The organism is Bradyrhizobium sp. 956_D2_N1_4, assembly GCF_052076025.1.
Taxonomy (GTDB): Bacteria; Pseudomonadota; Alphaproteobacteria; order Rhizobiales; family Xanthobacteraceae; genus Bradyrhizobium; species Bradyrhizobium barranii.
On the sequence record NZ_CP197237.1, the window covers coordinates 4,459,532 to 4,482,423 of the forward strand.

The window sequence follows — 22,892 nt, forward strand, 5'->3', positions numbered from 1 at the left end:
AGATTTTCCCGGATTGCGCGGAGCCTGTCATCGGGCGGCGCTTCGCGCCGACCCGTTGGCTCCATCCGGGCTACGAAGGCGGCTAGCTACCGCCCCATCGCCTGATAGATCAGCGTCTTCAGCGCCAGCTGAATCCGGCCACGCTGCGACGGGGTCTGCACCATGAAGATCCCGAACAGATCGTCTTCGGGATCGATGAAGAAGAAGGTGCCGCCGACGCCGTCCCAGCGATATTCGCCAAGCGGCCACGATGTCCCTGATGGCACCGAGGTGCGCACCGCGAAACCGAGGCCGAAGCCGGAGCTTCCGCCCGGATAGTAATTCTGATCGCGCGCGATCTTCGTCGCGGGGCCGATATGATCCGACGCCATCAGCGCGATGGTCTCGGGCTTGAGATAGCGCCGACCTTCATAGCTGCCGCCGTTGAGCAGCATCTGCGAGAAGCGCGCGTAGTCACCGACCGTACCGACAAGGCCGCCGCCGCCCGACTCCCACCTCAGCGGTTTCCGGGGATCGCGGACCTGCGTCATCGGACTGATCGCGCGATCCTGCGGCATCGGCTCGGCGATGCGCGGCCACTTGGCAGGATCGGCGACATAGTATGCAGTGTCCATCATCCCGAGCGGATTGAGCAGCCGCTCCTTCTCGAACTCGAACAGCGATTTCCCCGATATGACCTCGACGATGCGGCCGAGCACGTCCGTGGAGTGGCCATAGTCCCAGTTCGTGCCGGGCTGTTCGGCGAGCGGAAGCGTGGTGATCTTCGCGACGAGTTCGGCGTTGGTCAAAGCCTGGTTGTCGAAGAGACCGGCGTCGGCATAGAGCTTGTTCACCAAGCCCCCGCCATAATAACCGTAGGGCAGCCCGGCAGTGTGGCGCATCAAATCCTTGATCGTCACGGAGCGACTGAGCGGCTCCAGCGCCAGCGCAACCTTGCCGTCCTCGGCCTTCGTCTCGACACCGACCTTCATCTTGCCAAAGGCCGGAATGTATTTTGCGACGGGATCATCGAGCGAGAGCTTGCCCTGCTCGACCAGCATCATTGCCATGACTGTCGTGACCGGCTTCGACATCGAATAGAGCCGGAAGATCGTGTCCGCGCTCATCGAGATCTCGGTGGCGACATCGCGGACGCCGAAATTCTCGTAATAGACCGGCTTGCCGTGCTGCTGGAGCAGCAGGATCGCGCCCGGAAACGTACCGGCGACGATCTCGCTGCGGATGTAGTCGGAAACCTTTGCCAGGCCATCTGGCGAGAAAGTGTGGGCGCGCCCCTCGGAGCCCGCCTGCGCACCACCTGCACCGAACAAAAGAACGAGCGCCGCGATCAGCGCGCGGCGCCCGAACATGTCACTTCTCCATCGCTTCATAAACCAACTGCTTCAATGTCCGCTGCACGCGCTGGCGCTCGGTCGGGGTCTGCTCCAGCAGCACGAAGAACATGTCCTGCTTGGGATCGATGACGAAATAGCAACCGGAGGCGCCGTCCCACTTCAACTCCCCGAGATCGCCGGGCGGCGGCGGCTTGGCGTTGCCGGGATCGGTGCGGACCGCAAGGCCAAGACCGAAGCCGAAACCGTCGCCGGGGAAATAGAAATAGTCGCGACCGACCCCCGAGGTCGGGCCGACCTGATCGGTCACCATCAGCTTGAATGTCTCGGGCTTGAGGATAGTCTTGCCGTCGAGGCTGCCGCCATTGAGCAGCATCTGCGCAAAGCGCTCATAGTCCGCCATGGTCGTAACCATGCCGCCGCTGGCGAACTGGATTTTTTTGACAACCGTCGGATCGTTGATCCGGCCGACGCGAAAATCAGCGTCATTCGGCACCGGCTGCGCCAGAAGCTTCTGCTTCTCGGGGGCGGTGACGAAGAAGCCGGTGTCGACCATGCCGAGCGGATCGAGCAGCTTCTCCCGCTCGATCTCAAGCAACGGCTTGCCGGTTGCGACCTCCATGACTCGCGCCAGAATGTCGGTGGAATGGCCGTATTGCCACAGCGCGCCCGGCTGGTTGTGCAGCGGCAGTTTTGCGATGCGCTCGGCGAACTCAGCGAGATCGAAATCGCCGTCGTAGATCTTGGCGTCGCGATAGGCCTTGCGGACCAGGCTGTCGCCGTAGAAGCCATAGGTGACGCCAGACGTGTGCGTCATCAGATCCTTCACCGTCATCGGCCGGCTCAGCGGCACGAGTTCGAGCGACCTGGTGCCGTCGTCGGCCTTCTTCTCGACGCCGACCTTCACATTGGCGAAGGACGGAATGTATTTCGAGACGGGATCGTCGAGCTTGATCTTGCCGTCCTCGATCAACTGCACCGCAACAACGGAGGTGATCGCCTTGCTCATCGAGAACAGGCGGAAGATGGTCTTGTCCGTGATCGGCGCCTTGCTCACCACGTCCTGCACGCCGAAGGCTTCGTGGTAGACCGGCTTGCCGTGCTGCTTGATCAGCACGGTCGCGCCGGCGATCTTGCCGGTCGCGACCTCGTTGTTGAAGAACTCGCTGACCTTGGCGAGCTTGTCCTGATTGAAATGCGCGCCGGCCGGAATCTCGTAGGTGCCTTCGGCGCGCGCGAGCGACATCGCGCCCAGCGACACCAGTGCGCCGCAAACCAACGCACGCAGTCCGAAATGTGAATTCATATCCCCTCCCCGGAAGGTGGCCGAGCGGAGTGTACTGACCACGTCATCAGGCACAAGGGCTGGCGTGTCGCGCGAGCGCCTCGGCATGGAGTTTGGCGCTCGGCTCGGCGAAGCAGCAGAACACGACGCGGGCGACCGATGGCGCGGCAGAGAGCCCTTCGATTGCCGTGCGGACGGCGATATCGGCGGCCCGGTCGGCGGGAAAGCGGAAAATGCCGGTCGAAATCGCCGGAAATGCCACCGAGGTCAGCTTATGCATCCCGCACAGCTCCATCGAACGGCGATAGCAGGAGGCGAGCAGATCGTCCTCGCCCAGCGTGCCGCCGTTCCAGACCGGCCCGACGGTGTGGATCACATGCGCGGCCTTGAGCCGATAGCCCTTGGTGATCTTGGCGTCGCCCGTCTTGCAGCCGTGGAGCATCCGACATTCGGCGACGAGGTCGGGCCCGGCCGCTCGATGGATCGCGCCATCCACGCCGCCTCCGCCGAGGAGAGACAAATTTGCGGCGTTGACGATGGCGTCAACGCCGAGTGTCGTGATGTCAGCTACGATGACCTCAAGCTCGGCGCCGCCGATGCGGCGCGTCAGCTGGGTCACGTGTCAGGCCGCGACGGCGACGCCCTTCTCGGAGAGCAGCTGCTGCAGTTCGCCGGCCTGGAACATCTCGCGGACGATGTCGCATCCGCCGACGAACTCGCCCTTCACATAGAGCTGCGGAATGGTCGGCCAGTTCGAGTAGTCCTTGATGCCGTTGCGCAGTTCGGCGGATTCGAGGACGTTGAGGCCCTTATAGCCAACGCCGATATGGTCGAGGATCTGGACGACCTGGCCGGAGAAACCGCACTGCGGAAACTGCGGCGTTCCCTTCATGAACAGAACCACGTCGTTCGACTTGACTTCGTTGGCGATGAATTCCGCGATGCTCATATCCGTGTCCTTCTGGGGCGGAGCCCTCAACAATCACTCCGGGCCGGCTCAGCCGATTTAACCCGATACCTGCCCATATATGTAGCCCAAACCGTTGTGCATCCAAAGTAAAATGGCGGCGAACACCCCTTGAACACCGCCTGGGCGGCGGGTCCAGGCCACGCCGGCCCCATTGCATGATGCCACGAATATCATCGCCGGGGAGGACTTTCATACCGTAACGGAGCCCCTATCTAGGACGAACCCAGGTTTTGGAACCGGGCAACGCCAACAACGTTCTCTTGTCCTGTCTGGAGAAAAACGTGACGAAACAAGCCTCCGCTACGGCCACCCCGCCGCTTTCGTCACCGTCGGCCGACCCGCGCGGCCTCGCCCAGGGGCTGGAAGAGGCGTTTCTCGCCGTCCGCAACGAGACCGAGCGCCGGGCCGCGCCGCTGTCGCCTGAAGACCAGCAGATTCAATCCATGCCGGATGCGAGCCCCACGAAATGGCATCGGGCCCATACCACCTGGTTCTGGGAGCAATTCCTGCTCGGCGAGCACTGTCCCGGCTACCGGCCCTTCCACCCTGATTTCGCTTTCCTGTTCAATTCCTATTACGTCAGCGCCGGCCCGCGTCATTCCCGCAATCACCGCGGCGACATCACCCGCCCCAGCGCCGATCAGGTCGGCGCCTATCGAACATATGTCGATGCGGCCGTCGTCGAATTCTTCCGCGAGGTCGGCGCGGACAAGCTTCGCGAGATCGCACCGCTGGTCGAGGTCGGGCTCAATCACGAGCAGCAGCATCAGGAATTGATGGTCACCGACATCCTGCATGCTTTCGCGCAGAACCCGATCCCGCCGGCCTATGATCCGGACTGGCGCTTCCCGGCTTCGACACGCGCGGGGGAGGATTGGCTGACGCTGAACGAAGGTATCCACACCGTCGGTCACGTCGACGACAGTTTTCATTTCGACAATGAGAAGCCGGCGCATCGCGCCCTCGTCGGTCCGGTCAGGGTCGCACGCAATCTCGTCACCAACGCCGAGTGGCTCGCCTTCATGCGCGACGGCGGCTACCGGACCGCAACGCTGTGGCTGATGGACGGCTTTGCCACCGTCAACAACGAAGGCTGGGACGCCCCCGGCCATTGGCGCGAGATCGACGGCCAGTGGCACATGATGACGCTCGCCGGCCTCAAGCCGGTCGATCCGGACGCGCCGGTCTGCCATGTCAGCTATTACGAGGCCGATGCGTTTGCGCGCTGGGCCGGAAAGCATCTGCCGACCGAGATGGAATGGGAGGTTGCTTCGCGTGCCGGCCAGCTCAACGACGCCTTCGGAATCGTCTGGCAGTGGACGCGTTCTTCATATTCGCCCTACCCCGGCTATCGCGCCATCGAAGGCGCGCTCGGGGAGTACAACGGCAAGTTCATGATCAACCAACTGGTGCTGCGCGGCTCCTCGCTTGCAACTCCCGAGGGCCACAGCCGTATTACCTATCGCAACTTCTTTTATCCGCACCATCGCTGGCAGTTCACGGGACTGCGGCTCGCCGACTACGAATAAAAAATCATCCGACGACAAATACGCGCCGGACAGCGCGTTCAGGAGAGTATCATGAATGTGCACGCCAGCGCTTTGGCCGAAGCCCATCTCCCCGACGAGCAGACCACCGCTTTCGCCCGCGAGGCCATCGAGGACCTCTCGCAGCAGCCCAAAAAACTGTCGCCGAAATATTTCTACGACGCGACCGGCTCGGAGCTGTTCGAGGCGATCACGCGCCTGCCGGAATATTACCCGACGCGCACCGAGCTTGCGATCCTGAAGGAGCGCGGCAGCGAGATCGCGAAGATCATTCCGCAGCATGCGGCGCTGGTCGAGTTCGGCGCTGGAGCAACCACGAAAGTCCGCCTGCTGCTCGATCACTGCAAGTTCGCGGCCTATGTGCCCGTGGACATCTCCGGCGACTTCCTGAAGGCGCAGGCGAACGGCCTGAAGCGAGACTTCCCGACGCTCGGCATCTATCCGGTGGCGGCCGACTTCACCACGCCGTTCGAGTTGCCCAAGGCAGTCGCATCGATGCCCAAGGTCGGCTTCTTCCCCGGCTCGACCATCGGAAATTTCGAGCCGCATGAGGCGCAGGCCTTCCTGAAGAGCGCCCGCAAGATCCTGGGCAAGGGCGCGCAGATGATCATCGGCGCCGACCTCGAGAAGGAAGAGCGCGTCCTCCATGACGCCTACAACGATGCCGCCGGCGTCACCGCCCGCTTCAATCTCAATGTGCTCGTGCGCATCAACCGCGAGCTCGGCGGCAATTTCGACCTGTCCGCCTTCACCCATCGCGCGATCTACAACCGCGAGCGGCACCGGATCGAGATGCATCTCATCAGCAAGAAGAGCCAGACCGTGCGCCTGCTCGGCACCAGCTTCTCGTTCCGCCCCGGCGAGAGCATCCACACCGAGAACAGCTACAAATACAGCCTCGAGCGTTTTGCTGCGCTGGCGCAGGGCGCGGGCTGGCAGGTTCGCGAAAGCTGGACGGACGCGGCGAAGATGTTTTCGGTGCACGCGCTGGAGGCGGCGGAGTAAGTGCTCCGTTGAATCTGAGAGCGTTTTCCTGCGGCGCATCCTTCGAGACGCCCGCCTTCGGCGGGCTCCAGCGCGCGGCAGCAGTTTCAGCGGGCGCCTATGCCGATTAGCCTCATCCTGAGGAGACCGCGCAGCGGTCGTCTCGAAGGACGAGGCGCTCGCTCAGACCGCTCCAAATTCAATGCTGCTCTGCCTCCTCCGGCTTCGACCCCAGCGACATCGACTCCCACACTGCGACCACGATCATGATCACGGTCGACGCGACCGACAGCCAGAGCGGCGAGAGATCGGCGGCGAACCACCACAGCACCAGTAGCAGGATGATGCCGATGCCGTGGGAGAGCTGGAGGAAGCCGCGGATCGCGTGCTTGAACAGGATGGTGCCGACCAGGAACACCAAGGGACCACCGACCGTGCTCACGATGGTCCTGATATCGGAATGGCCGGTCGGATGCTTCAGCACCAGCTCGTCCGACACTGCGGTCAGGATGATGCCGGCGACGATCGGCATGTGCAGATAGGTATAGGCCATCCGTGCCAGCCGGCCGGATTCGGTGGATTTCGAGAGCCGCTCGGAGCCGGCCTCCGCGCCCTTGTGGAAATAGACCCACCACATCGCGATGGCCCCGGCCAGCGCCGAGACGAAGGCCAGGATGTTGTCCGCGGTCCACTCCAGCTCGGCGAAGGTGGCACCGTTGACGACGACGGCCTCACCGAGTGCGATGATGATGAAGCCGGCGCAGCGCTCGGCCATGTGGCCGCCCTCGACGGCCCAGGCTTCGACCGACGAGAAGCCGAGCTTCGGGACCCAGAAGCGCACCGCCGGCGAGACGTATTCGATCGCGAGCGCCGCGATCCAGAACCACAGCCGCGCCTCGTCATGGGCGAGACCGCCGAGGATCCAGAAGATCGCGGAGCCGCAGAGCCAGACCAGAATGCGGATCGCGTTGTGCCGGACGGCCGTTCGATGGCGCGGGGTCGCGAACAGCCAGAAGGCGGTGCGTCCGACCTGCATGGTCGCGTAGGCGATCGCGAACCACAGGCCCCGCCCCTCGAAGGCGGTCGGGATCGTCGTCGACAGCACGAGGCCGCCCAGCATCATCAGGAAGATCAGGATGCGGACCGGGGTCAGCTCGGGATTGAGCCAGTTGGTGACCCAGGCGGTGTAGACCCACACCCACCACACCGCGAGGAACAGCACCGTGACGTGCACCGCGCCGAGCGGGGTGAAATGGTGCAGCAGCGTATGCGAGACCTGCGTGACGGCGAAGACGAAGACGAGGTCGAAGAACAGCTCGGCATTGGTGACGCGGCTGTGCTGGTTCGGAGCGATGACGCGAAACATCGCGCCGCGAGGATTGTCCGCAGCCATCGTCATCCCCCCGTCACGCGATCAGATCAGGCCCCCGGTACCCCGGTTTGCAGCGCCAGAGCATGCAACACGCCGCCCATCTGGCCTTGCAGGGACTGATAGACGATCTGGTGCTGCTGGACGCGGGACTTGCCGCGGAAGGATTCCGAGATCACGGTCGCGGCATAGTGGTCGCCATCGCCGGCGAGGTCACGGATCGTCACCTCGGCATCGGGGATCGCTGCCTTGATCATCGCCTCGATATCGTGGGCGTCCATGGGCATTCGGGTCTTGCTCCTGTCTCGGCTTCGAATCGCTTGCCGGGGTCCCCGGACCGGCAGGGCCAAACTTAGCGTGAACGGCCTTCTACGTCACGCATTCCGGCACTATATCCCTGATCCCATCCGGATAAAGGCACGACAAAGTGCCGCGCGCGCAAGATTGATCGAAAAGGCGTGAAATCATGAAGCTTCCAGGGCCCGACCACCCCATCACCATTACCCAAAATCCCCGACGCGTCCGCGTCACGGCCGGCGACATCGTGATCGCCGAGACCAGCAAGGCACTGATCTTGAAGGAGGCCAAATATCCGGCGGTGCAATATGTGCCGCGGGAGGACGCCAACATGGCGGTGCTGGAGCGCACCGACCGCGTCACCCATTGCCCCTACAAAGGGGACGCGAGCTATTACAGCGTCAAGGCCGATGGCAAGACGCTCGACAACGCGATCTGGACCTACGAGACGCCCTTCCCCGCGATGACGGAGATTTCCGGCCATCTCGCCTTCTATCCGGACAAGGTGAAGATCGAGGAAGTGGGGTAGGCTCACCGCGCCGGGGCGATTGCAGGTCGCTTCCTCTCCGTCGACACAAGGCTCAAGATGCCGCGCAAAGCCGCAAGACTGATTGGGGTCTCGTTGCTGGGCGTGGCCGGCATCCTCATCGTGGTGGCCGCCGCCGGACTGGGTTTTCGCGCCTATCGCCAGCATCTTGCTGCCGAAACCCTCGCGATCCGCTCACCAAAGGGCGTGCAGGAGGGAGGGTTCGTCGACATCGGCGGAATCAAGCAATGGATTCAAATCCGCGGCGAGGATCGGGATAACCCGGTCCTCCTGTTCGTCCACGGCGGGCCCGGAGGGTCCAGCTGGCCAATGTCGTCGGGTTGGCGCCCCTGGGAAAAGCACTTCACCATCGTGCAATGGGACAAGCGCGGCACCGGCCGCACGTATGGCGCCGCCGGAGACTCGCTGGCGCCAACCATGACACTGGAGCGCATGACGCAGGACGGCGTCGAGCTGGCCGAGCATCTGCGCACGCATCTGCACAAGGACAGGATCGTCCTGGTCGGGCATTCGTGGGGCTCGTTCCTGGGAATTCACATGGTGAAGCAACGCCCGGATCTGTTCTCGGCCTATGTCGGCACGGGCCAGGTGGTTGGCAGGACGACCTTCGAGAAGGCATTCGAGCTCACGATCGCGCGCCTGCAACGGCTTGCGGCATCCGCCAACAATCGTGAAGCCCTGGCGGAATTGGCGCCGATCGCTTCACAGCCGACCCTCACCCCGGAAAATCGCCTGATTGCGGACAAATGGAGCAACGCGCTGGGTCTGCCGCCCGCCGGCGGCTTCCAGCTCGCCGGCCCCATCCCGCCGCTCTTCATGCCGGATGTCTCGCTGCTCGACTTGTACAACTGGCGCAAGGGCGTCGCCTTCTCGGCCCAATATCTGACCGGACGGAACGGGCCGATGTTTCAGAGCGACATGGCCTCGATGGGATTCAGATCTTCGATCCCCATGTTCTTCATCGAGGGCGACGCGGACGGCGTGACGCCGGGCGAACCGGCCGAGCAATATTTCAAGGAGATCACGGCCCCGCATAAGGAATTTGTGTGGGTTCGCGGCGGCAATCATTTCATTCCGTTCGATCGTCCTGATGAGTTCCTGGCCGAGCTGATGGCCCGCGTCATGCCATTCGCAGGCAATTGAGGGCCGGCGCGCCGGCCCTCCGATTCGGCAGCCCGGCTACGCCCTGAAGATCGTGAGCCCCAGTATCAGCAGCACCAGGAAGATCACGACGAAGATATAGAACAGGAAGCGAGCGACATCGGCCGAGGCGGCCGAGAGGCCGGTGAAGCCGAGCACGCCGGCCACGATCGAGACCAGGAGAAAGATCAGCGCCCATTTCAGGATCGTCATAACCAACTCCGACTAAAATGCCGCACGTGCGGCCCTCAACCTATTCGCGAACGCTAACTTCGCTGCGCGGAACTGGTTCCTGAGGGCGCTCCGCGGGCAAGGCGCGGCATAAACTGCGCTTGCTGAATCCGGTTCCCGGCGGCACAGTCCGGCCAGGGCAGGAGCGCAATCGGGGCGACCATGATGACGATGTCACATTCCGCGACGATCGGCGCGGAGGCGCACGCCGCGCCGAAAGCCAAGGCGCGCAATCTGTCGCTCGATCGGACCCGCACCTTCCTCACGCTGGTGGTGCTGCTGCACCACGCCGTCATTCCCTACACCTATTTCGGTCACACCGACCCGGCGTCCTGGATCGGCTTCGACGTCGTCGTGCTCTGCACCGACAGCTTCTTCATGGCGATGTTCTTCTTCCTGTCGGGACTGTTCACGTGGTCCGGCATCGCGCGCAAGGCGCCACAGGTTTTCCTGCGCGACCGCCTGTTGCGGCTCGGGCTGCCGTTCGTGATCGCGGCCTTCACGGTCATCCCGCTCGCCTATTACGCGATCGCGCTGCGGCACGATCCCGAGCTGACCTTCGCTTCGTTCTGGTGGAAGACGATCACCGTCGGGCCGTGGCCGAGCGGGCCGATCTGGTTCGTGTGGGTGCTGCTGGCGTTCGACCTCACCGCGAGCCTGCTCTACCGGGTCTCAGCCCACCTGGTCGATCCGGTCAACCGCGTTTCGGTGCGCGGATTTGACCAGCCGGCCGTGTTCTGGCTGCTGCTCGCCGTCGTCACTGCCGTCGTCTACGTGCCCGCGCTGGTCCATTTCGGCGCCAACAAATGGTTCGAGTTCGGACCGTTTTCGGTGCAGGCGAGCCGCATCCTGCTCTACTTCGCCTATTTCTTCATTGGCGTCAGCGTCGGTGCCGCCAACTTCGATCGCGGCATCCTCAGCGCCGAGGGCCAGTTGCCGAAGAACCGATGGATGTGGGTGATCGCCACGCTGGTCCCCTACTGCCTGATGTGGTGCATGATCTACATCAAGCGCGCAATCCTCGGGAATCCCAACGTGCTGCCGGACTGGTATCAGGCGATCTACGGCACGCTCGTCGTGCTGTTCTCGGCCGCGATCCTGCTCGCGATCCTCGCCTTCTTCCTGCACCAGAAGTCGCCGGGGCCGAACCTGCTCGACCGCATGCAGGCGGACGCCTACGGCATGTTCCTGGTGCACTACCCGATCGCGCTGTGGATCCAGTATGTGCTGTTCGACTACTCGTGGCCTGCGATCTTCAAGGCCGCGATCGGCTTCGTGCTCACGGTGTTGCTGAGCTGGGGACTGACGGCAATGTTGCGGAAGATTCCGGGCGCGTCGCACGTTTTGTGAGGCCGAGGTCTCTCCATCCGCCATTGCGAGCGTAGCGAAGCAATCCAGAGTCTCTCCGCGGAGACAGCCTGGATTGCTTCGTCGCTCTGCTCCTCGTAATGACGGAGTGTGTGGCGGCGCCTTACGCCGCCTTCCCGCTCATATATTCCGGCAGCCAGCGCTCGAACGATTTCCGCAGGCTATCGATCGTGACCGGCGCCTCGCCCGCGATCGCGATTGCATCGCCGCCGGTGGTGCCAATGCGCACGCAGGGCACCTCGCAGCCGCGCATCTTGGCCAGCACGCGGCCGGCTTCCGCTTCCGGCACGGTGACGAGATAGCGCGCCTGGTCCTCGCCGAACCAATAGGCTTGCGAGACGAGCGACGTCGGCGCCGCCAGCAATTTTGCGCCGATGCCGCTGGCCATTGCCATCTCGGCGAGCGCGATCAGCAGGCCACCGTCGGAGAGATCGTGCACCGCGGTCGCAGTGCCCGCATGGATCATGCCGCGCACGCAGTCGCCGTTGCGCTTCTCGGCCGCGAGGTCGACCGGCGGCGGCGCGCCCTCCTCGCGACCGCAGATGTCGCGCAGGTAGACCGACTGGCCGAGCCAGCCGTGGGTTTCGCCGACCAGGAGGATCGCCTCGCCCTCGGCCTTGAAGGCCAGCGAAGCGGACTTGGTGAAATCGTCGAGCAGGCCGACGCCGCCGATCGAAGGTGTCGGCAGGATCGCGCGGCCGTTGGTCTCGTTGTAGAGCGAGACGTTGCCGGACACGACCGGGAAGTCGAGCGTGCGGCAGGCCTCCGAGATGCCCTTCAGGCAGCCGACAAACTGGCCCATGATCTCGGGCCGTTCAGGATTGCCGAAATTGAGATTGTCGGTGATCGCGAGCGGCTTGCCGCCGACCGCGGTGATGTTGCGCCAGGCTTCCGCCACCGCCTGCTTGCCGCCCTCGAACGGGTCAGCTTCGCAATAGCGCGGCGTGACGTCGACGGTCAGCGCCAGACCCTTCGGCCCGTCCTGCACGCGCACGACGGCGGCGTCGCCGCCGGGACGCTGCAAGGTGTTGCCGAGGATGACGTGGTCGTACTGCTCCCAGACCCAGCGCTTGCTGCACATGTCGGGCGTGCCGATCAGCTTCTCCAGCGCGGCACCGACGCCCATCGGCGCCGGCACCTCGCGCGCGTGCACCACAGGCAGCGCGGCGGAGGGAACGTGCGGACGGTCGTAGAGCGGCGCCTCGTCACCGAGCTCCTTGATCGGCAGGTCGGCCATGACGTCGCCGCCATGCTTGACGACAAAGCGCTTGCTCGGCGTGGTGTAGCCGACCACTGCGAAGTCGAGCCCCCACTTCTTGAAGATCGCCTCGGCTTCCTTTTCCTTCTCGGGCTTGAGCACCATGAGCATGCGCTCCTGGCTTTCCGAGAGCATCATCTCGTAGGCGCTCATGCCGGTCTCGCGGGTCGGCACCGCGTCGAGATCGAGGTCGACGCCGAGGTCGCCCTTGGCGCCCATCTCGACCGCCGAGCAGGTCAGGCCGGCCGCGCCCATGTCCTGGATCGCGATGACGCAGCCCTTCTCCATGATCTCGAGGCAGGCCTCGAGCAGCAGTTTTTCGGCGAAGGGATCGCCGACCTGCACGGTGGGGCGCTTCTCCTCGGACTTGTCGTCGAACTCGGCCGACGCCATCGAGGCGCCGTGGATGCCATCGCGCCCCGTCTTGGAGCCGAGATAGACGATCGGCATGTTCACGCCGGAGGCGGCAGCATAGAAAATCTTGTCGGCATCGGCGAGGCCGACCGCCATTGCGTTGACGAGGATGTTGCCGTCATAGCGGGTGTGAAAGCGCACCTGGCCGCCGACCGTCGGCACGCCGAAGGAATTGCCATAGCCGCCGACGCCGGCGACGACGCCGGAGACGAGATGCCGTGTCCTGGTATGCTCGGGCGCGCCGAAGCTCAGCGCATTGAGGCAGGCGATAGGACGCGCGCCCATGGTGAAGACGTCGCGCAGAATGCCGCCGACGCCGGTGGTCGCGCCCTGATAGGGCTCGATGTAGCTCGGGTGGTTGTGGCTCTCCATCTTGAAGACCACGGCCTGGCCGTCGCCGATGTCGATCACGCCGGCATTCTCGCCGGGGCCCTGGATCACCCAGGGCGCCTTGGTCGGCAGGCCGCGCAGATGGATGCGCGAGGATTTGTACGAGCAGTGCTCGTTCCACATCGCCGAGAAGATGCCGAGCTCGGTGAAGGTCGGCTCCCGCCCGATCAGCTTCAGGATGCGCTCGTACTCGTCGGGCTTGAGCCCGTGGGCGGCAACCAGTTCGGGGGTGATCTTGGGTTCGTTCTTCATGGATTCGGGGCTTTCGGCGGCGTTTTGCCGTTCTTAGGAAGATCGGGGGCCTACGAAAAGCCCTTTATGGCGCATTTTCCCGCTGTCCCACGTTTTGCGGGCAGGCGGTCGGCGGGAACGGGAATTGCAAGGCGCTGACGGATCGGATTTAAGGACTAAAGACCCGTAATTGAAGGCCCATTTCCTTGCACGAATTGACCAAAGTCCCCTCCACCCGCCGCCCGGACCTGCACGTCGCCACCGATGGCGAGTTCACGGGCTGGCGGACCTGGGTTCGCGACAGTTTTGAGAGCCATATCGGCCCGTTCTGGCACAAGATCGAGGAGGACGGCAGCGTCCGCTCGGCGTTCCGGGTCGAGAAAAAGCACCTCAACGGCTCCGGAAACGTCCATGGCGGCTGCTTCATGGCCTTCGCCGACTATTGCCTGTTCGCGATCGCCACCCACGAGCTGGATGGCCCGGCCGTGACGACGAATTTCGCCTGTGATTTCCTCGACGCGGCCCGCGAGGGCGAGCTGGTCGAATGCGTCGGCGAAGTGTCCCGCGCCGGCGGCTCACTGATCTTCCTGCGGGGCAAGCTGACCTCGGCCGGGCGGCCGCTGTTTACCTTCTCCGGCACGATCAAGCGGGTGAAGCGGAAGCCCGCACTCCAGCCAAACGCATAGCTCGACGCCTTCCCTTTTCGCGCCCCCTCGCCCAGACTTGCTGAAAGCGCTTTTGCGCGGGGGAGCAAGAACAAGGTGCCGCAGAGCACATCCGGATCGGGCCACACAGCGCCCTCCGCGTCAGCGCCATTGCCATCCATGACCGCCGTCGGCGCCCGTAACTGGCGCGACTATGCGCTGCTGTTCGCGCTCGCCTGCTGCTGGAGCTCGACCTATCCGCTGGCCAAGCTCGCGCTTCCCACGATCCCGCCCATCACCTTCATCTCGGCGCGCTCGCTGATCGCGTTCGCCTTCCTGTTTGCCATCCTGTGGATGCGCGGCGTCAAGCTGCCGACCGACGTGAAGGCCTGGAAGCTGTTTGCGACCCAGCAGCTGATCAATTCGACCTTCCCGTTCCTGGTCATCACCTGGTCGCAACAATATGTCCCGGCCTCGAACACGGTGGTGCTGGCCTCGACGACGCCGATCTTCGCCTTCCTGATCACGTCGCTGATCACGCGGCACGAGCCGGCCACGCTGCTGAAGCTCGCGGGCGCAATTCTCGGCCTCGCCGGCACGATCGCCATCGTCGGGCTGGACGCGCTGCGCGGCTTCAGTGGCGAGATCGTGGCGGAGATCGCGATCCTGCTCGCCACCATCTCCTTTGCCTGCGCGACCATCTTTGGCTTGCGGCTCTCCGAATACGATCCGATGGTGGTCGCAACCGGCTCGCTGCTGTTCGGTGGCCTCGTGCTGCTGCCGCCCTCGCTCATCATCGACCAGCCCTGGACGCTGCACCCGACGCCGACGGCGATCGTCGCCACCATCGTCATGGGCATCGTCTCCAGCGCGCTGGGGCTGATGCTGTTCTACGTCTGCCTCGGCCGGCTCGGCACGCTGACCACGAACGCGCAAGGCTATCTGCGCATTCCAATCGGCGTTGGATTGTCCGTGCTGCTGCTTGGCGAGAGCGTGCCGTCGAACCTGGCGCTGGGCCTGCTGCTGGTCATGGCCGGCGTCGCCGCCATGACGGTGCCGGCGGAGAAGTTCAAGCTGCGCAAAGCATGATCCGGAAAAGTGCGCAGCAGTTTTCCGATGAGATCATGCTCAAACAATAAGACCGCTCAGGTCGAAATCTGCTTCTCGGCGATCGAGAGCCACTCGGCCTGCGCCTCGCGCAGATATTTGGGCGCGCGCCGCATCTGGATCAGGAGTTCGTTGAAGACCACGCGCGCCTCGGCGCTGCGGCCGACCATCTGGAGCAGCATGCCGTAGCGCACCCGCGCCTCGGCGCCCGGGAAATAGCCGGCGACGGCGTGATATTCCTCCAGCGCCTCGTCGAGCCGGCCGACCTCGGCGAGTGCGCGGGCGTAGAGCAGATGCGCATCGGCGGAATCGAAGTCCGGCCATTGCTTCTGAAGATCGTCCAGCGTCGCCAGCGCATCGGCCGGACGCTTGGCGGCAAACTCGGCTTGCGCCTTGCCGAAGGCATAAGCGGGGTCGTGGCCCATCGGCAGGCTCAGGATGTGACCGTAATGCTGCTCCGCCTCGCTGAAGCGGCCAACCTTTGCGCATTCCTCGGCCAGCGCCGCACGGTTGGCGATGGTGTCGGTGGCCGCCAGCCGGTCGCACAGCTCGCGATAACGCTTCTCCGGATCGAGCCGATTGGCAACGCGCTGACGCGCCTGTCGCGCACCGGGGCTGGAAAACCATTCAGGGACGAGCTCGACCGCGATATAGGCGAGCGCGCCGATCAGCGGCACCATCAGGATGATGAAGGCCCAGGGCTGCAACCGCCCGGTTCGCGACGCGTGATAAATCAGTGTGATATCGAGCAGCAGAACGACCAAAGCGACGGGCATGGGACATCCGGGAGCACAACGACAGCGCACGCTTCCTGATATCGCAACTCGCGCGGCCAAACAACTTTGAGTTGCTTCCACCCGCGCGGAAATCAGCGACCCCGGACGCGCGCACCTTGATGGCGACGAGGAGTCAGTCGTCTCAAACGCGATTGAGGTTCATGAGACAGCAAGCCCAAAACCGCTATGACCTGCTATGACTTGGGCGGCTGCTACTTGGCGTCGTCGGCCAGCATCTTCCGGTATTTCTCGACGTCGCGCGTCACGAGCTTTTGCAGAACCTCGGGCGTGTGCTCGTCGGGGTCGGGCGCGACGGTCGAGAGCTCGGCAAAACGCTTCTTCACCGCGTCGGTTTCCACCGCCGTGCGCGCAGCCGCGTTCAGCTTGGCGATGATGGCCGGCGGCGTGCCCTTCGGCGCGAACAGGCCGTTCCAGCCCTGCGCCTCGAAGTCCGGCAGGCCTGCCTCGGCAGACGTCGGCAGATCGGGCAGCGTGGCCAGCCGCACGGTCGAGCCAACCACGAGCCCCCGCACCAGCTTCTCGTTGATCGACTGCGAGACGGAGGCTGCGGCGTCGCAGACGCCGTCGATCTGGCTGCCGATCGCATCCGTGAGTGCGGGCGCCGCACCGCGATAGCCGACCAGTGTTGCGTCGACCCCGGCGGCCGTCACAAAGCTCTTGCAAATGAGGTAATTCGACGAGCCGACGCCGGCGTGGCCGAGATTGATCTTGCCCGGGTTGGCCTTGGCGTAGGCGATGAACTCTTTCAGGTCCTTCGCCGGGAAATCCTTGCGCAGCGCGATGACGCCGAACGTCTTCGCCACCATGGCGATCGGCACGAAGGATTCAGGCGTGAACGGCAGTTTTGGATAGATCGTGTAGGTCGCGGCATTGGTGCCGGCGTTGCCGATAGCGATGGTGTAGCCGTCAGGCTCGGCGCGGGAGGCGCGCGCCAGCGCGGTCGAGCCGCCGGCACCGGCGACGTTCTCGATCACGATGGTCTGGCCGAGCGCGATGCCCATTTGCTCGGCGACCGTGCGCGCGATCACGTCCGACGTGCCGCCGGCCGCGAACGGCACGATCATCGTGATCGGGCGCTTGGGGAAATCCTGCGCGAAGGCGGCGGTCGCGAGCGAAAATGTCGCGAGCGACAGCGCCGCGATCGCGGCGAGAGCCCGCTTCCCCACGAACGAGATCACGCGGCCTTTTCCAGATGGGCAGTGAGGCCGGCGAACAGGCCGCGGCCATCGGTGCAGCCCATGATGTCTTCGACGTGGTTCTCCGGGTGCGGCATCATGCCGAGCACGTTGCCCCTGTCGTTGACGATTCCGGCGATGGATTGCGCCGCGCCGTTGATGTTATGGGCCTCGTCGACCACGCCCTCGGCCGAGCAGTAGCGATAGAGCACCCGCCCCTCGCCTTCGAGCCGCTTGATGGTCTCTTCGTCCGCCTCGTAATTGCCCTCGCCATGCGCCACCGGCACGCGGATCACCTGGCCCGCATTGTAGCCGCGGGTGAACGGCGTGTCGGAGCGTTCGACGCGCAGATGCACGTCGTGACAGATGAATTTCAGCCGTGCGTTACGCATCAGGACGCCGGGCAGCAGGCCGGACTCGCAGAGGATCTGAAAACCATTGCAGACGCCGAGCACGAGACCGCCCTTGGCCGCATATTCGCGCACCGCGTCCATCACCGGCGACCGCGCCGCAATCGCGCCGCAGCGCAGATAGTCGCCGTACGAGAAGCCGCCGGGCACCACGACGAGGTCGGTGCCCGCGGGCAGCGACGTCTCGGCGTGCCAGACCATCGCGGGCTCGCTGCCGGAGATCAGCCTCAATGCGCGCGCCATGTCGCGCTCGCGGTTGATTCCGGGAAAGACGAGGATGGCGGCTTTCATGGTTCGGGTTCCGACGGTGATGGGAATCGGGCTGGCCAAAGGGCCAATTCGTCAGGAGACATAGCCATTTGACGGGGATTTTACCAGTGCTAGCCTCGCCGGGCGGCCTTGTACACAGGCCATAGCCACGGCAATTTTGCCTGACGATTTTGCCCGGGATTGAAGCCATGAACGTCCCGTCGCTGCCCGCCTCCCTCTCCGAACCGGTGTCCACTCAGGGCGTCATCGCCGCCGGCGCCTATGTCGACGGCCGGCGTGTCGCCAATATCGCCATCAGCGAGGCTTCGAGCTGGCGGGCCAAGCCCGGCCACGTGGTGTGGATCGGGCTGCACGAGCCTGACATGGCGCTGCTCGGCGCCGTGCAGAAGCAGTTCGACCTGCACGACCTTGCCATCGAGGACGCCAACAACGCCCATCAACGGCCGAAGATCGAGCAATATGGCGAGGCCCTGTTCATCGTGGCGCGGACGGCGCAATTGTTCGAGGGCCGGATCGCCTTCGGCGAGACGCACATATTCGTCGGCGAAGGCTATCTGGTCTCGGTGCGCCATGGCGCCTCGACATCCTACACGCCGGTGCGCGAACGCTGCGAAAGCTGCCCACGGGCGCTGGCGCGCGGCGAGGACTACATCCTCTACGCCATCCTCGATTTCATCGTCGACAACTACTCGCCCGTGCTGGAGAGCATCCACGAGGAGGTCGAGGGCATCGAGGACGACGTGCTCTCAAAGCCGATCAGCAAGGCGCAGATCGAGCGGCTCTACATGCTGCGCCGCGACCTGTTGCGGCTCAGGACCGCGATCGGCCCGCTGGTGGAAGTCTGCCGCCGCCTCGAGCATGACGAGCTTGCGATGGTGCGTGCGACGATGCAGCCGCTGTTCCGCGACGTCACCGACCACGTCAGGAACATCCAGGAGCGCATCGATTCCATGCGCGAGGTGCTGGCCTTCGCCTTCGAGGCGAGCCTGCTGGTCGGACAGGCGCAGGAGACGGCGGTCTCCAAGAAGCTCGCCTCGTGGCTCGCGATCCTCGCCGTCCCCACCGCAGTCGCAGGCATCTACGGGATGAACTTCAAGTACATCCCCGAGTTGCAATGGGAGTACAGCTATTTCGTCGTCATGGGGACGATGGCCCTCGCCTGCCTCGGGTTGTACTGGCGCTTCCGCCGCGTCGGGTGGCTGTGAGCGCCGCGCGGGCTAGACGATCTCGACGCGATAGTTCTCGATCACGGTGTTCGCCAGCAGCTTGTCGGCGGCCTCCTTCAGCGCCGCTTCGGCCTTGGCCTTGTCGGCGCCGGCAAGCTCGATGTCGAACACCTTGCCCTGGCGGACGCTGGCGACGCCGTCGACGCCGAGCGACTTCAGCGCGCCTTCGATGGCCTTGCCCTGCGGATCGAGGATGCCCGTCTTCAGGGTAACGGTAACACGTGCCTTCACGTCAAATCCCTCTTAGCTCTTCACCAGCACCGGGCCAGTGCCCTGCGGACGCTCGTTCTCCATGAGGATGCCGAGGCGTTTTGCGACTTCGGTGTAGGCCTCGAGCAGGCCGCCGAGATCCCTGCGGAAACGGTCCTTGTCGAGCTTCTCGTTCGACTTGATGTCCCACAGACGGCAGCTATCCGGCGAGATCTCGTCGGCGACGATGATCCGCATCATCTCGTTCTCGAACAGCCGGCCGCACTCCATCTTGAAGTCGACGAGGCGGATGCCGATGCCGAGGAAGAGGCCGGTGAGGAAGTCGTTGACACGGATGGCGAGCGCCATGATGTCGTCGATCTCCTGCGGCGTGGCCCAGCCGAAGGCGGTGATGTGCTCTTCCGACACCATGGGGTCGTTGAGCTGGTCGTTCTTGTAGTAGAATTCGATGATCGAACGGGGCAGCTGCGTGCCCTCCTCGATGCCGAGGCGCTGCGACAGCGAGCCGGCGGCAACGTTCCGCACCACCACTTCCAGCGGCACGATCTCGACCTCGCGAATCAATTGTTCGCGCATGTTGAGGCGGCGGATGAAATGGGTCGGCACCCCGATGTCGTTGAGGTGCTGAAACAGGTACTCCGAGATCCGGTTGTTGAGGACACCCTTGCCCTCGATCACCTGATGCTTTTTCGCATTGAACGCGGTGGCGTCATCCTTGAAGTGCTGGATCAGGGTACCGGGCTCCGGGCCTTCGTAAAGAACCTTTGCCTTGCCTTCATAAATACGACGCCGACGGCTCATGGGGATGTACCGTGTTTTGTTGAAATCCATGTATTTGGTGTGCTCCGGTTACCAGGCTACGACCCACAGCGGAGCTGCCGTGAACGGCTGGGAACCCGTCTATAACCCCTTGGAAACAGAACGGGAACCAAACCTTCAGGCAACCTATCCGATTGGCTGTCCCAGCACAATCGATCCGGCCGCCCGGCATCAACTTATACCGTCTTGCCTGCGGCTTAACGGCTCGTTGTTTTGCCGATTCGTGCCCCCTATCTAGGCATGCGCCGGGGCCGTCGCAACGACGGCCACCGGATCCAGTCAGCAGGGAATTGGAAAAAGGCATGAGCAGTTTGGACAAGCGCGAGGAAGGCTTCGAGAAGAAGTTCGCCCTCGACGAGGAGCAGAAATTCAAGGCGGAAGCCCGCCGCAACCGGCTGCTCGGCCTTTGGGCCGCCGAGAAGCTCGGCATCACCGGCGAGGCCGCCACCGCCTACGCCAAGGAAGTGGTCGCGGCCGATTTCGAGGAGGCCGGCGATGCCGACGTCCTGCGCAAGGTCATGGCCGATTTCGCCGCCAAGAACGTCGCCATCACCGAACAGGCGATTCGCGCCAAGATGAGCGAATTGATCGCTGTGGCCGCGGCCGAGGTGAAGGCGGGGAAATAGCCGAATAGGGAGCGGCGAGTAGCGAATGAACCCCATTCGCTACTCGCCATTCGCCATTCGCGTCCCTCACCCCTCCTTGAAGCCGTATTCCGGCACATTGCCGCTGGCGCCGTAATATTTGTACGGCAGAAACTTGCCGCTCATGGTGATCTTGACGCGGTCGCCCTTCGGGTTGGCAACGCGCTCCATGGCCATGTCGAAGTCGATCGCCGACATGATGCCGTCGCCGAATTCCTCCTCGATCAGCGCCTTCCACGCCGGACCGTTGACCATCACCATCTCGTAGAAGCGATAGATCAGGGGATCGGTCGGCGGCATCGGCGTGCCGGTGCCGCGCATCGGCACCTCGTTGAGCATCGCGGTCTCGGCCTTCGACAGGCCGAACAGCTCGCCGGCATTGGCGGCCTGCGGTTTCGTCAGCTTCATCTGGCCGAGAATCGCACCGACGATCAGCACCTCGGAATAGCCGCCGACCTTGTCGCAGATGTGTTTCCAGCTCCAGCCGTTCTCGCGCTTGATGTCGAGCAGCTTTTCGGTGAGGTCTTCGCGTTTCATGTCAGGGTCTCCCTTGGCCAGGCATCGTGTCACGTCGTTTGTGCCGCTTTGGGAGGCACGAAACGTGCCAATAAATGAGGCTTGAGGCGTCACCGCCTCGACCTCCCCTCACGCGGTAAAGCCTCCGTGAACCGCTTGATCGCCTCGAGCACCGGCTGCTGATCGCCGGCAAAGAACCAATGGTCATTGCCGTCGAGCTCGACGAATTCTGCACCGATGATCCGGCTCGCGATGTCGCGCCCGGCCGCGATCCGCACGGCCTTGTCGTCCCGACGATGCAGCACCAGCGTCGGCACCGCAATCCGCGCCAGAAGGTGTCGCACATCGGCATCGCGAAATGCCTCGAGCACGGCGGAGATTCCGCCGGGACTGGACGCCGCGCGCAACAGCCCCGCCCACCAGGCGCGCGCCTGCGGATCATTGGCCAGGCTCGGCGCGAAGGCTTCGATCCCGACCGGACCGCCCCATTGCGCAATCAGGTGCTTGCTCCAGGCGTCATACTGGCTGGCGCGCAGCGCGTGCGGATAGTCCTCCGACCAGCAGCCCTTGGCCAGTGCGCCGAACAGAATGAGCCCGGCCACATGGCGGGATTCCTCGACCGCAAATTTGATGCAGGCCGGCCCGCATTCGGATGCGCCAAACAACACGACGCGGCGCGAGTCCGCCGCCCGCAGCACCGTGCCGATGTCTTCCGCGGTGACGTCGATGCCGGGGGCCGATCCGACCCGGTCGGACAGGCCGATGCCGCGGCGATCGAAAACGATCAGCCGCCCAAGCCTCATCAATGAAGCCAGAAACGTCCGGCTCGCAGGGTTCTCCCAGGCGCGCTCCACATGCGAGACGAAGCCGGGCATAACCAGGATGTCGAGCGGACCACTTCCGTAGGTCTGATACGCCAGATGCACGCCGGCGCCCTTCACGTAGCGTGTCGCTGGAAGAGCATCGCGCAGCGGCGCGGCCGCGCGGCTCATGAGCGCCTCGGTCTCGGCTTCCGGCGCGACCCCAAGCTCGTCCCGAAGCCGCTGCGCTAGTGCGGCGTGATGCCGTTCCGCCGCGCTTCGGTCGCCCGCCAGCAGCAGGCTGCGGATCAGGTGCCGGCCATACACCTCGCTGAGCGGATCGAGCTCGACCAGACGGCCCGCATGCAGTGTCGCGGCGAGATGATCGCCCGCGGCATTCCTGTCCTGCACCAGACGCTCGAGCGCCTGCACGAGCCGCCCCCGCAGCGCCTCGCGGCGAAAGAACGCCCAATCGTCGAACTCAGGACAGTCGTCCGGAGAAAAGCCCGCCAGGAAGTCGCCGCGATAAATCCGGCAGGCCTCTTCAAAGTCGCCGCGGTCGCAGGCGCGCTCGAACCGATGCGAGTCGATCTTCAGCTCGACCTCCGGAGACCAACGCAAGCTCGTGCGGTCGGTCTCGAAAACCGCCTGGCCGAGCGTGAGCTCGACGCGGTGAAGCAGACGCCGCAATCGCGCGAGGCTGGTCTCGCGGGAAGTCTCGGGCCATAGCAGCGTGGCAATGACGTCGCGCGCGACGGGGCCTTTGGCTTCCGCGAGATAGACCAGCAGCGCTAGCCCCTTGCGTAAGGCCAGCTTGATCGGGCGGTCGTCGGCATGGACCTCGGGGAACCCGAACGTGACAAGCGAAAAGGCCGTCATGGAGATCCTCCCTCCCCGGTCGGCGCCCCCGGG

24 protein-coding genes are annotated in these 22,892 nt (G+C 64.2%); 9 read left to right on the forward strand and 15 right to left on the reverse strand.

What is annotated here, in order from left to right; all coding sequences use genetic code 11:
• Positions 1-86: 86 nt before the first annotated feature.
• Genes AB7535_RS21230 through grxD form a run of 4 tightly spaced genes read right to left on the reverse strand, consistent with a single transcriptional unit; the run spans position 87 to position 3,565 of the window.
• A complete protein-coding gene (locus AB7535_RS21230; protein ID WP_085404305.1) occupies positions 87-1,349 on the reverse strand; it encodes a serine hydrolase domain-containing protein in 1,263 nt (420 codons plus the stop codon).
• A gap of 1 nt (position 1,350) precedes the next feature.
• Positions 1,351-2,637, reverse strand: a complete 1,287-nt coding sequence (locus tag AB7535_RS21235; RefSeq protein ID WP_085404304.1) for a serine hydrolase domain-containing protein — start codon at positions 2,635-2,637, stop codon at positions 1,351-1,353.
• 46 nt (positions 2,638-2,683) lie between these two features.
• Positions 2,684-3,235 carry an O-acetyl-ADP-ribose deacetylase gene (locus AB7535_RS21240; protein WP_085404303.1) on the reverse strand — a complete coding sequence of 184 codons (552 nt, stop codon included), beginning with the start codon at positions 3,233-3,235 and terminating at the stop codon, positions 2,684-2,686.
• A 3-nt stretch (positions 3,236-3,238) separates the two neighbouring features.
• Positions 3,239-3,565 carry a Grx4 family monothiol glutaredoxin gene (grxD, locus tag AB7535_RS21245; RefSeq protein WP_085404302.1) on the reverse strand — a complete coding sequence of 109 codons (327 nt, stop codon included), beginning with the start codon at positions 3,563-3,565 and terminating at the stop codon, positions 3,239-3,241.
• 251 nt (positions 3,566-3,816) lie between these two features.
• Here grxD and egtB point away from each other — a divergent pair, with 251 nt between their 5' ends.
• Together egtB and egtD are read left to right on the forward strand one after the other, a co-directional pair.
• Positions 3,817-5,115: an ergothioneine biosynthesis protein EgtB gene (gene egtB, locus AB7535_RS21250; protein WP_085404301.1), complete on the forward strand. Its 1,299-nt coding sequence runs from the start codon at positions 3,817-3,819 to the stop codon at positions 5,113-5,115.
• A gap of 51 nt (positions 5,116-5,166) precedes the next feature.
• Positions 5,167-6,138 (forward strand): L-histidine N(alpha)-methyltransferase, encoded by a 972-nt coding sequence (gene egtD, locus AB7535_RS21255; protein WP_063982369.1) that lies wholly within the window; start codon positions 5,167-5,169, stop codon positions 6,136-6,138.
• Between the two features lie 178 nt (positions 6,139-6,316).
• On the opposite strand, the gene AB7535_RS21260 is transcribed toward egtD, so the two are convergent.
• Positions 6,317-7,510, reverse strand: coding sequence for a low temperature requirement protein A (locus AB7535_RS21260; RefSeq protein WP_085404373.1), 1,194 nt, complete (start codon positions 7,508-7,510; stop codon positions 6,317-6,319).
• A 26-nt stretch (positions 7,511-7,536) separates the two neighbouring features.
• Positions 7,537-7,773, reverse strand: coding sequence for a BolA/IbaG family iron-sulfur metabolism protein (locus AB7535_RS21265; protein WP_028147489.1), 237 nt, complete (start codon positions 7,771-7,773; stop codon positions 7,537-7,539).
• 179 nt (positions 7,774-7,952) lie between these two features.
• Between AB7535_RS21265 and AB7535_RS21270 the strand changes: the two genes are divergently transcribed.
• Positions 7,953-8,312 (forward strand): DUF427 domain-containing protein, encoded by a 360-nt coding sequence (locus tag AB7535_RS21270; protein ID WP_085404300.1) that lies wholly within the window; start codon positions 7,953-7,955, stop codon positions 8,310-8,312.
• 57 nt (positions 8,313-8,369) lie between these two features.
• The gene (locus tag AB7535_RS21275; protein WP_439036809.1) at positions 8,370-9,473 is read left to right on the forward strand and encodes an alpha/beta fold hydrolase; all 1,104 of its coding nucleotides are present in this window, start codon (positions 8,370-8,372) and stop codon (positions 9,471-9,473) included.
• A gap of 36 nt (positions 9,474-9,509) precedes the next feature.
• On the opposite strand, the gene AB7535_RS21280 is transcribed toward AB7535_RS21275, so the two are convergent.
• Positions 9,510-9,683, reverse strand: a complete 174-nt coding sequence (locus tag AB7535_RS21280; RefSeq protein ID WP_028158427.1) for a DUF1328 domain-containing protein — start codon at positions 9,681-9,683, stop codon at positions 9,510-9,512.
• Between the two features lie 180 nt (positions 9,684-9,863).
• Here AB7535_RS21280 and AB7535_RS21285 point away from each other — a divergent pair, with 180 nt between their 5' ends.
• The gene (locus AB7535_RS21285; RefSeq protein ID WP_085404298.1) at positions 9,864-11,051 is read left to right on the forward strand and encodes an acyltransferase family protein; all 1,188 of its coding nucleotides are present in this window, start codon (positions 9,864-9,866) and stop codon (positions 11,049-11,051) included.
• 121 nt (positions 11,052-11,172) lie between these two features.
• Here AB7535_RS21285 and purL read toward each other — a convergent pair whose 3' ends face one another.
• Positions 11,173-13,383: a phosphoribosylformylglycinamidine synthase subunit PurL gene (purL, locus tag AB7535_RS21290; RefSeq protein WP_063982365.1), complete on the reverse strand. Its 2,211-nt coding sequence runs from the start codon at positions 13,381-13,383 to the stop codon at positions 11,173-11,175.
• A gap of 185 nt (positions 13,384-13,568) precedes the next feature.
• Here purL and AB7535_RS21295 point away from each other — a divergent pair, with 185 nt between their 5' ends.
• Positions 13,569-14,048 carry a PaaI family thioesterase gene (locus AB7535_RS21295; protein WP_085404296.1) on the forward strand — a complete coding sequence of 160 codons (480 nt, stop codon included), beginning with the start codon at positions 13,569-13,571 and terminating at the stop codon, positions 14,046-14,048.
• 75 nt (positions 14,049-14,123) lie between these two features.
• Entirely contained in the window at positions 14,124-15,095 is a 972-nt protein-coding gene (locus AB7535_RS21300) for a DMT family transporter (RefSeq protein ID WP_085404295.1), read from the forward strand.
• Positions 15,096-15,151: 56 nt separating this feature from the next.
• On the opposite strand, the gene AB7535_RS21305 is transcribed toward AB7535_RS21300, so the two are convergent.
• The 3 genes from AB7535_RS21305 to purQ all read right to left on the reverse strand — a co-directional run bounded on the left by AB7535_RS21305 (position 15,152) and on the right by purQ (position 17,786).
• Positions 15,152-15,889 (reverse strand): tetratricopeptide repeat protein, encoded by a 738-nt coding sequence (locus tag AB7535_RS21305; RefSeq protein ID WP_085404294.1) that lies wholly within the window; start codon positions 15,887-15,889, stop codon positions 15,152-15,154.
• A gap of 212 nt (positions 15,890-16,101) precedes the next feature.
• Positions 16,102-17,088, reverse strand: a complete 987-nt coding sequence (locus AB7535_RS21310) for a tripartite tricarboxylate transporter substrate binding protein BugD (protein WP_085404293.1) — start codon at positions 17,086-17,088, stop codon at positions 16,102-16,104.
• Complete coding sequence (gene purQ, locus AB7535_RS21315) at positions 17,085-17,786, reverse strand: phosphoribosylformylglycinamidine synthase subunit PurQ (RefSeq protein ID WP_085404292.1); 702 nt, start codon at positions 17,784-17,786, stop codon at positions 17,085-17,087. The genes AB7535_RS21310 and purQ overlap by 4 nt, the downstream gene beginning before the upstream one ends.
• Positions 17,787-17,953: 167 nt before the next feature.
• Here purQ and AB7535_RS21320 point away from each other — a divergent pair, with 167 nt between their 5' ends.
• Positions 17,954-18,970 carry a magnesium and cobalt transport protein CorA gene (locus AB7535_RS21320; RefSeq protein WP_085404291.1) on the forward strand — a complete coding sequence of 339 codons (1,017 nt, stop codon included), beginning with the start codon at positions 17,954-17,956 and terminating at the stop codon, positions 18,968-18,970.
• A gap of 12 nt (positions 18,971-18,982) precedes the next feature.
• On the opposite strand, the gene purS is transcribed toward AB7535_RS21320, so the two are convergent.
• Positions 18,983-19,222 carry a phosphoribosylformylglycinamidine synthase subunit PurS gene (gene purS / locus AB7535_RS21325; RefSeq protein ID WP_014494125.1) on the reverse strand — a complete coding sequence of 80 codons (240 nt, stop codon included), beginning with the start codon at positions 19,220-19,222 and terminating at the stop codon, positions 18,983-18,985.
• A 12-nt stretch (positions 19,223-19,234) separates the two neighbouring features.
• Positions 19,235-20,002 (reverse strand): phosphoribosylaminoimidazolesuccinocarboxamide synthase, encoded by a 768-nt coding sequence (gene purC / locus AB7535_RS21330; RefSeq protein WP_172782948.1) that lies wholly within the window; start codon positions 20,000-20,002, stop codon positions 19,235-19,237.
• Positions 20,003-20,322: 320 nt separating this feature from the next.
• Between purC and AB7535_RS21335 the strand changes: the two genes are divergently transcribed.
• Complete coding sequence (locus tag AB7535_RS21335) at positions 20,323-20,646, forward strand: DUF1476 domain-containing protein (RefSeq protein WP_014494124.1); 324 nt, start codon at positions 20,323-20,325, stop codon at positions 20,644-20,646.
• Between the two features lie 66 nt (positions 20,647-20,712).
• Here AB7535_RS21335 and cynS read toward each other — a convergent pair whose 3' ends face one another.
• The gene (gene cynS / locus AB7535_RS21340) at positions 20,713-21,201 is read right to left on the reverse strand and encodes a cyanase (RefSeq protein WP_014494123.1); all 489 of its coding nucleotides are present in this window, start codon (positions 21,199-21,201) and stop codon (positions 20,713-20,715) included.
• Between the two features lie 89 nt (positions 21,202-21,290).
• Entirely contained in the window at positions 21,291-22,859 is a 1,569-nt protein-coding gene (locus tag AB7535_RS21345; RefSeq protein ID WP_085404290.1) for an alpha/beta fold hydrolase, read from the reverse strand.
• Positions 22,860-22,892 lie beyond the last annotated feature (33 nt).

Coding starts and splice junctions, on each gene's coding strand:
- AB7535_RS21235 (WP_085404304.1), bottom strand. CDS start 2,637: ATGAATTCACATTTCGGACTGCGTGCGTTGGTTTGCGGCGCACTGGTG.
- AB7535_RS21280 (WP_028158427.1), bottom strand. CDS start 9,683: ATGACGATCCTGAAATGGGCGCTGATCTTTCTCCTGGTCTCGATCGTG.
- AB7535_RS21320 (WP_085404291.1), top strand. CDS start 17,954: ATGAACGTCCCGTCGCTGCCCGCCTCCCTCTCCGAACCGGTGTCCACT.
- AB7535_RS21335 (WP_014494124.1), top strand. CDS start 20,323: ATGAGCAGTTTGGACAAGCGCGAGGAAGGCTTCGAGAAGAAGTTCGCC.
- AB7535_RS21275 (WP_439036809.1), top strand. CDS start 8,370: ATGCCGCGCAAAGCCGCAAGACTGATTGGGGTCTCGTTGCTGGGCGTG.
- AB7535_RS21345 (WP_085404290.1), bottom strand. CDS start 22,859: ATGACGGCCTTTTCGCTTGTCACGTTCGGGTTCCCCGAGGTCCATGCC.
- AB7535_RS21265 (WP_028147489.1), bottom strand. CDS start 7,773: ATGCCCATGGACGCCCACGATATCGAGGCGATGATCAAGGCAGCGATC.
- egtD (WP_063982369.1), top strand. CDS start 5,167: ATGAATGTGCACGCCAGCGCTTTGGCCGAAGCCCATCTCCCCGACGAG.
- AB7535_RS21270 (WP_085404300.1), top strand. CDS start 7,953: ATGAAGCTTCCAGGGCCCGACCACCCCATCACCATTACCCAAAATCCC.
- cynS (WP_014494123.1), bottom strand. CDS start 21,201: ATGAAACGCGAAGACCTCACCGAAAAGCTGCTCGACATCAAGCGCGAG.
- purQ (WP_085404292.1), bottom strand. CDS start 17,786: ATGAAAGCCGCCATCCTCGTCTTTCCCGGAATCAACCGCGAGCGCGAC.
- purL (WP_063982365.1), bottom strand. CDS start 13,383: ATGAAGAACGAACCCAAGATCACCCCCGAACTGGTTGCCGCCCACGGG.
- AB7535_RS21285 (WP_085404298.1), top strand. CDS start 9,864: ATGATGACGATGTCACATTCCGCGACGATCGGCGCGGAGGCGCACGCC.
- purC (WP_172782948.1), bottom strand. CDS start 20,002: ATGAGCCGTCGGCGTCGTATTTATGAAGGCAAGGCAAAGGTTCTTTAC.
- AB7535_RS21230 (WP_085404305.1), bottom strand. CDS start 1,349: ATGTTCGGGCGCCGCGCGCTGATCGCGGCGCTCGTTCTTTTGTTCGGT.
- AB7535_RS21260 (WP_085404373.1), bottom strand. CDS start 7,510: ATGGCTGCGGACAATCCTCGCGGCGCGATGTTTCGCGTCATCGCTCCG.
- grxD (WP_085404302.1), bottom strand. CDS start 3,565: ATGAGCATCGCGGAATTCATCGCCAACGAAGTCAAGTCGAACGACGTG.
- AB7535_RS21305 (WP_085404294.1), bottom strand. CDS start 15,889: ATGCCCGTCGCTTTGGTCGTTCTGCTGCTCGATATCACACTGATTTAT.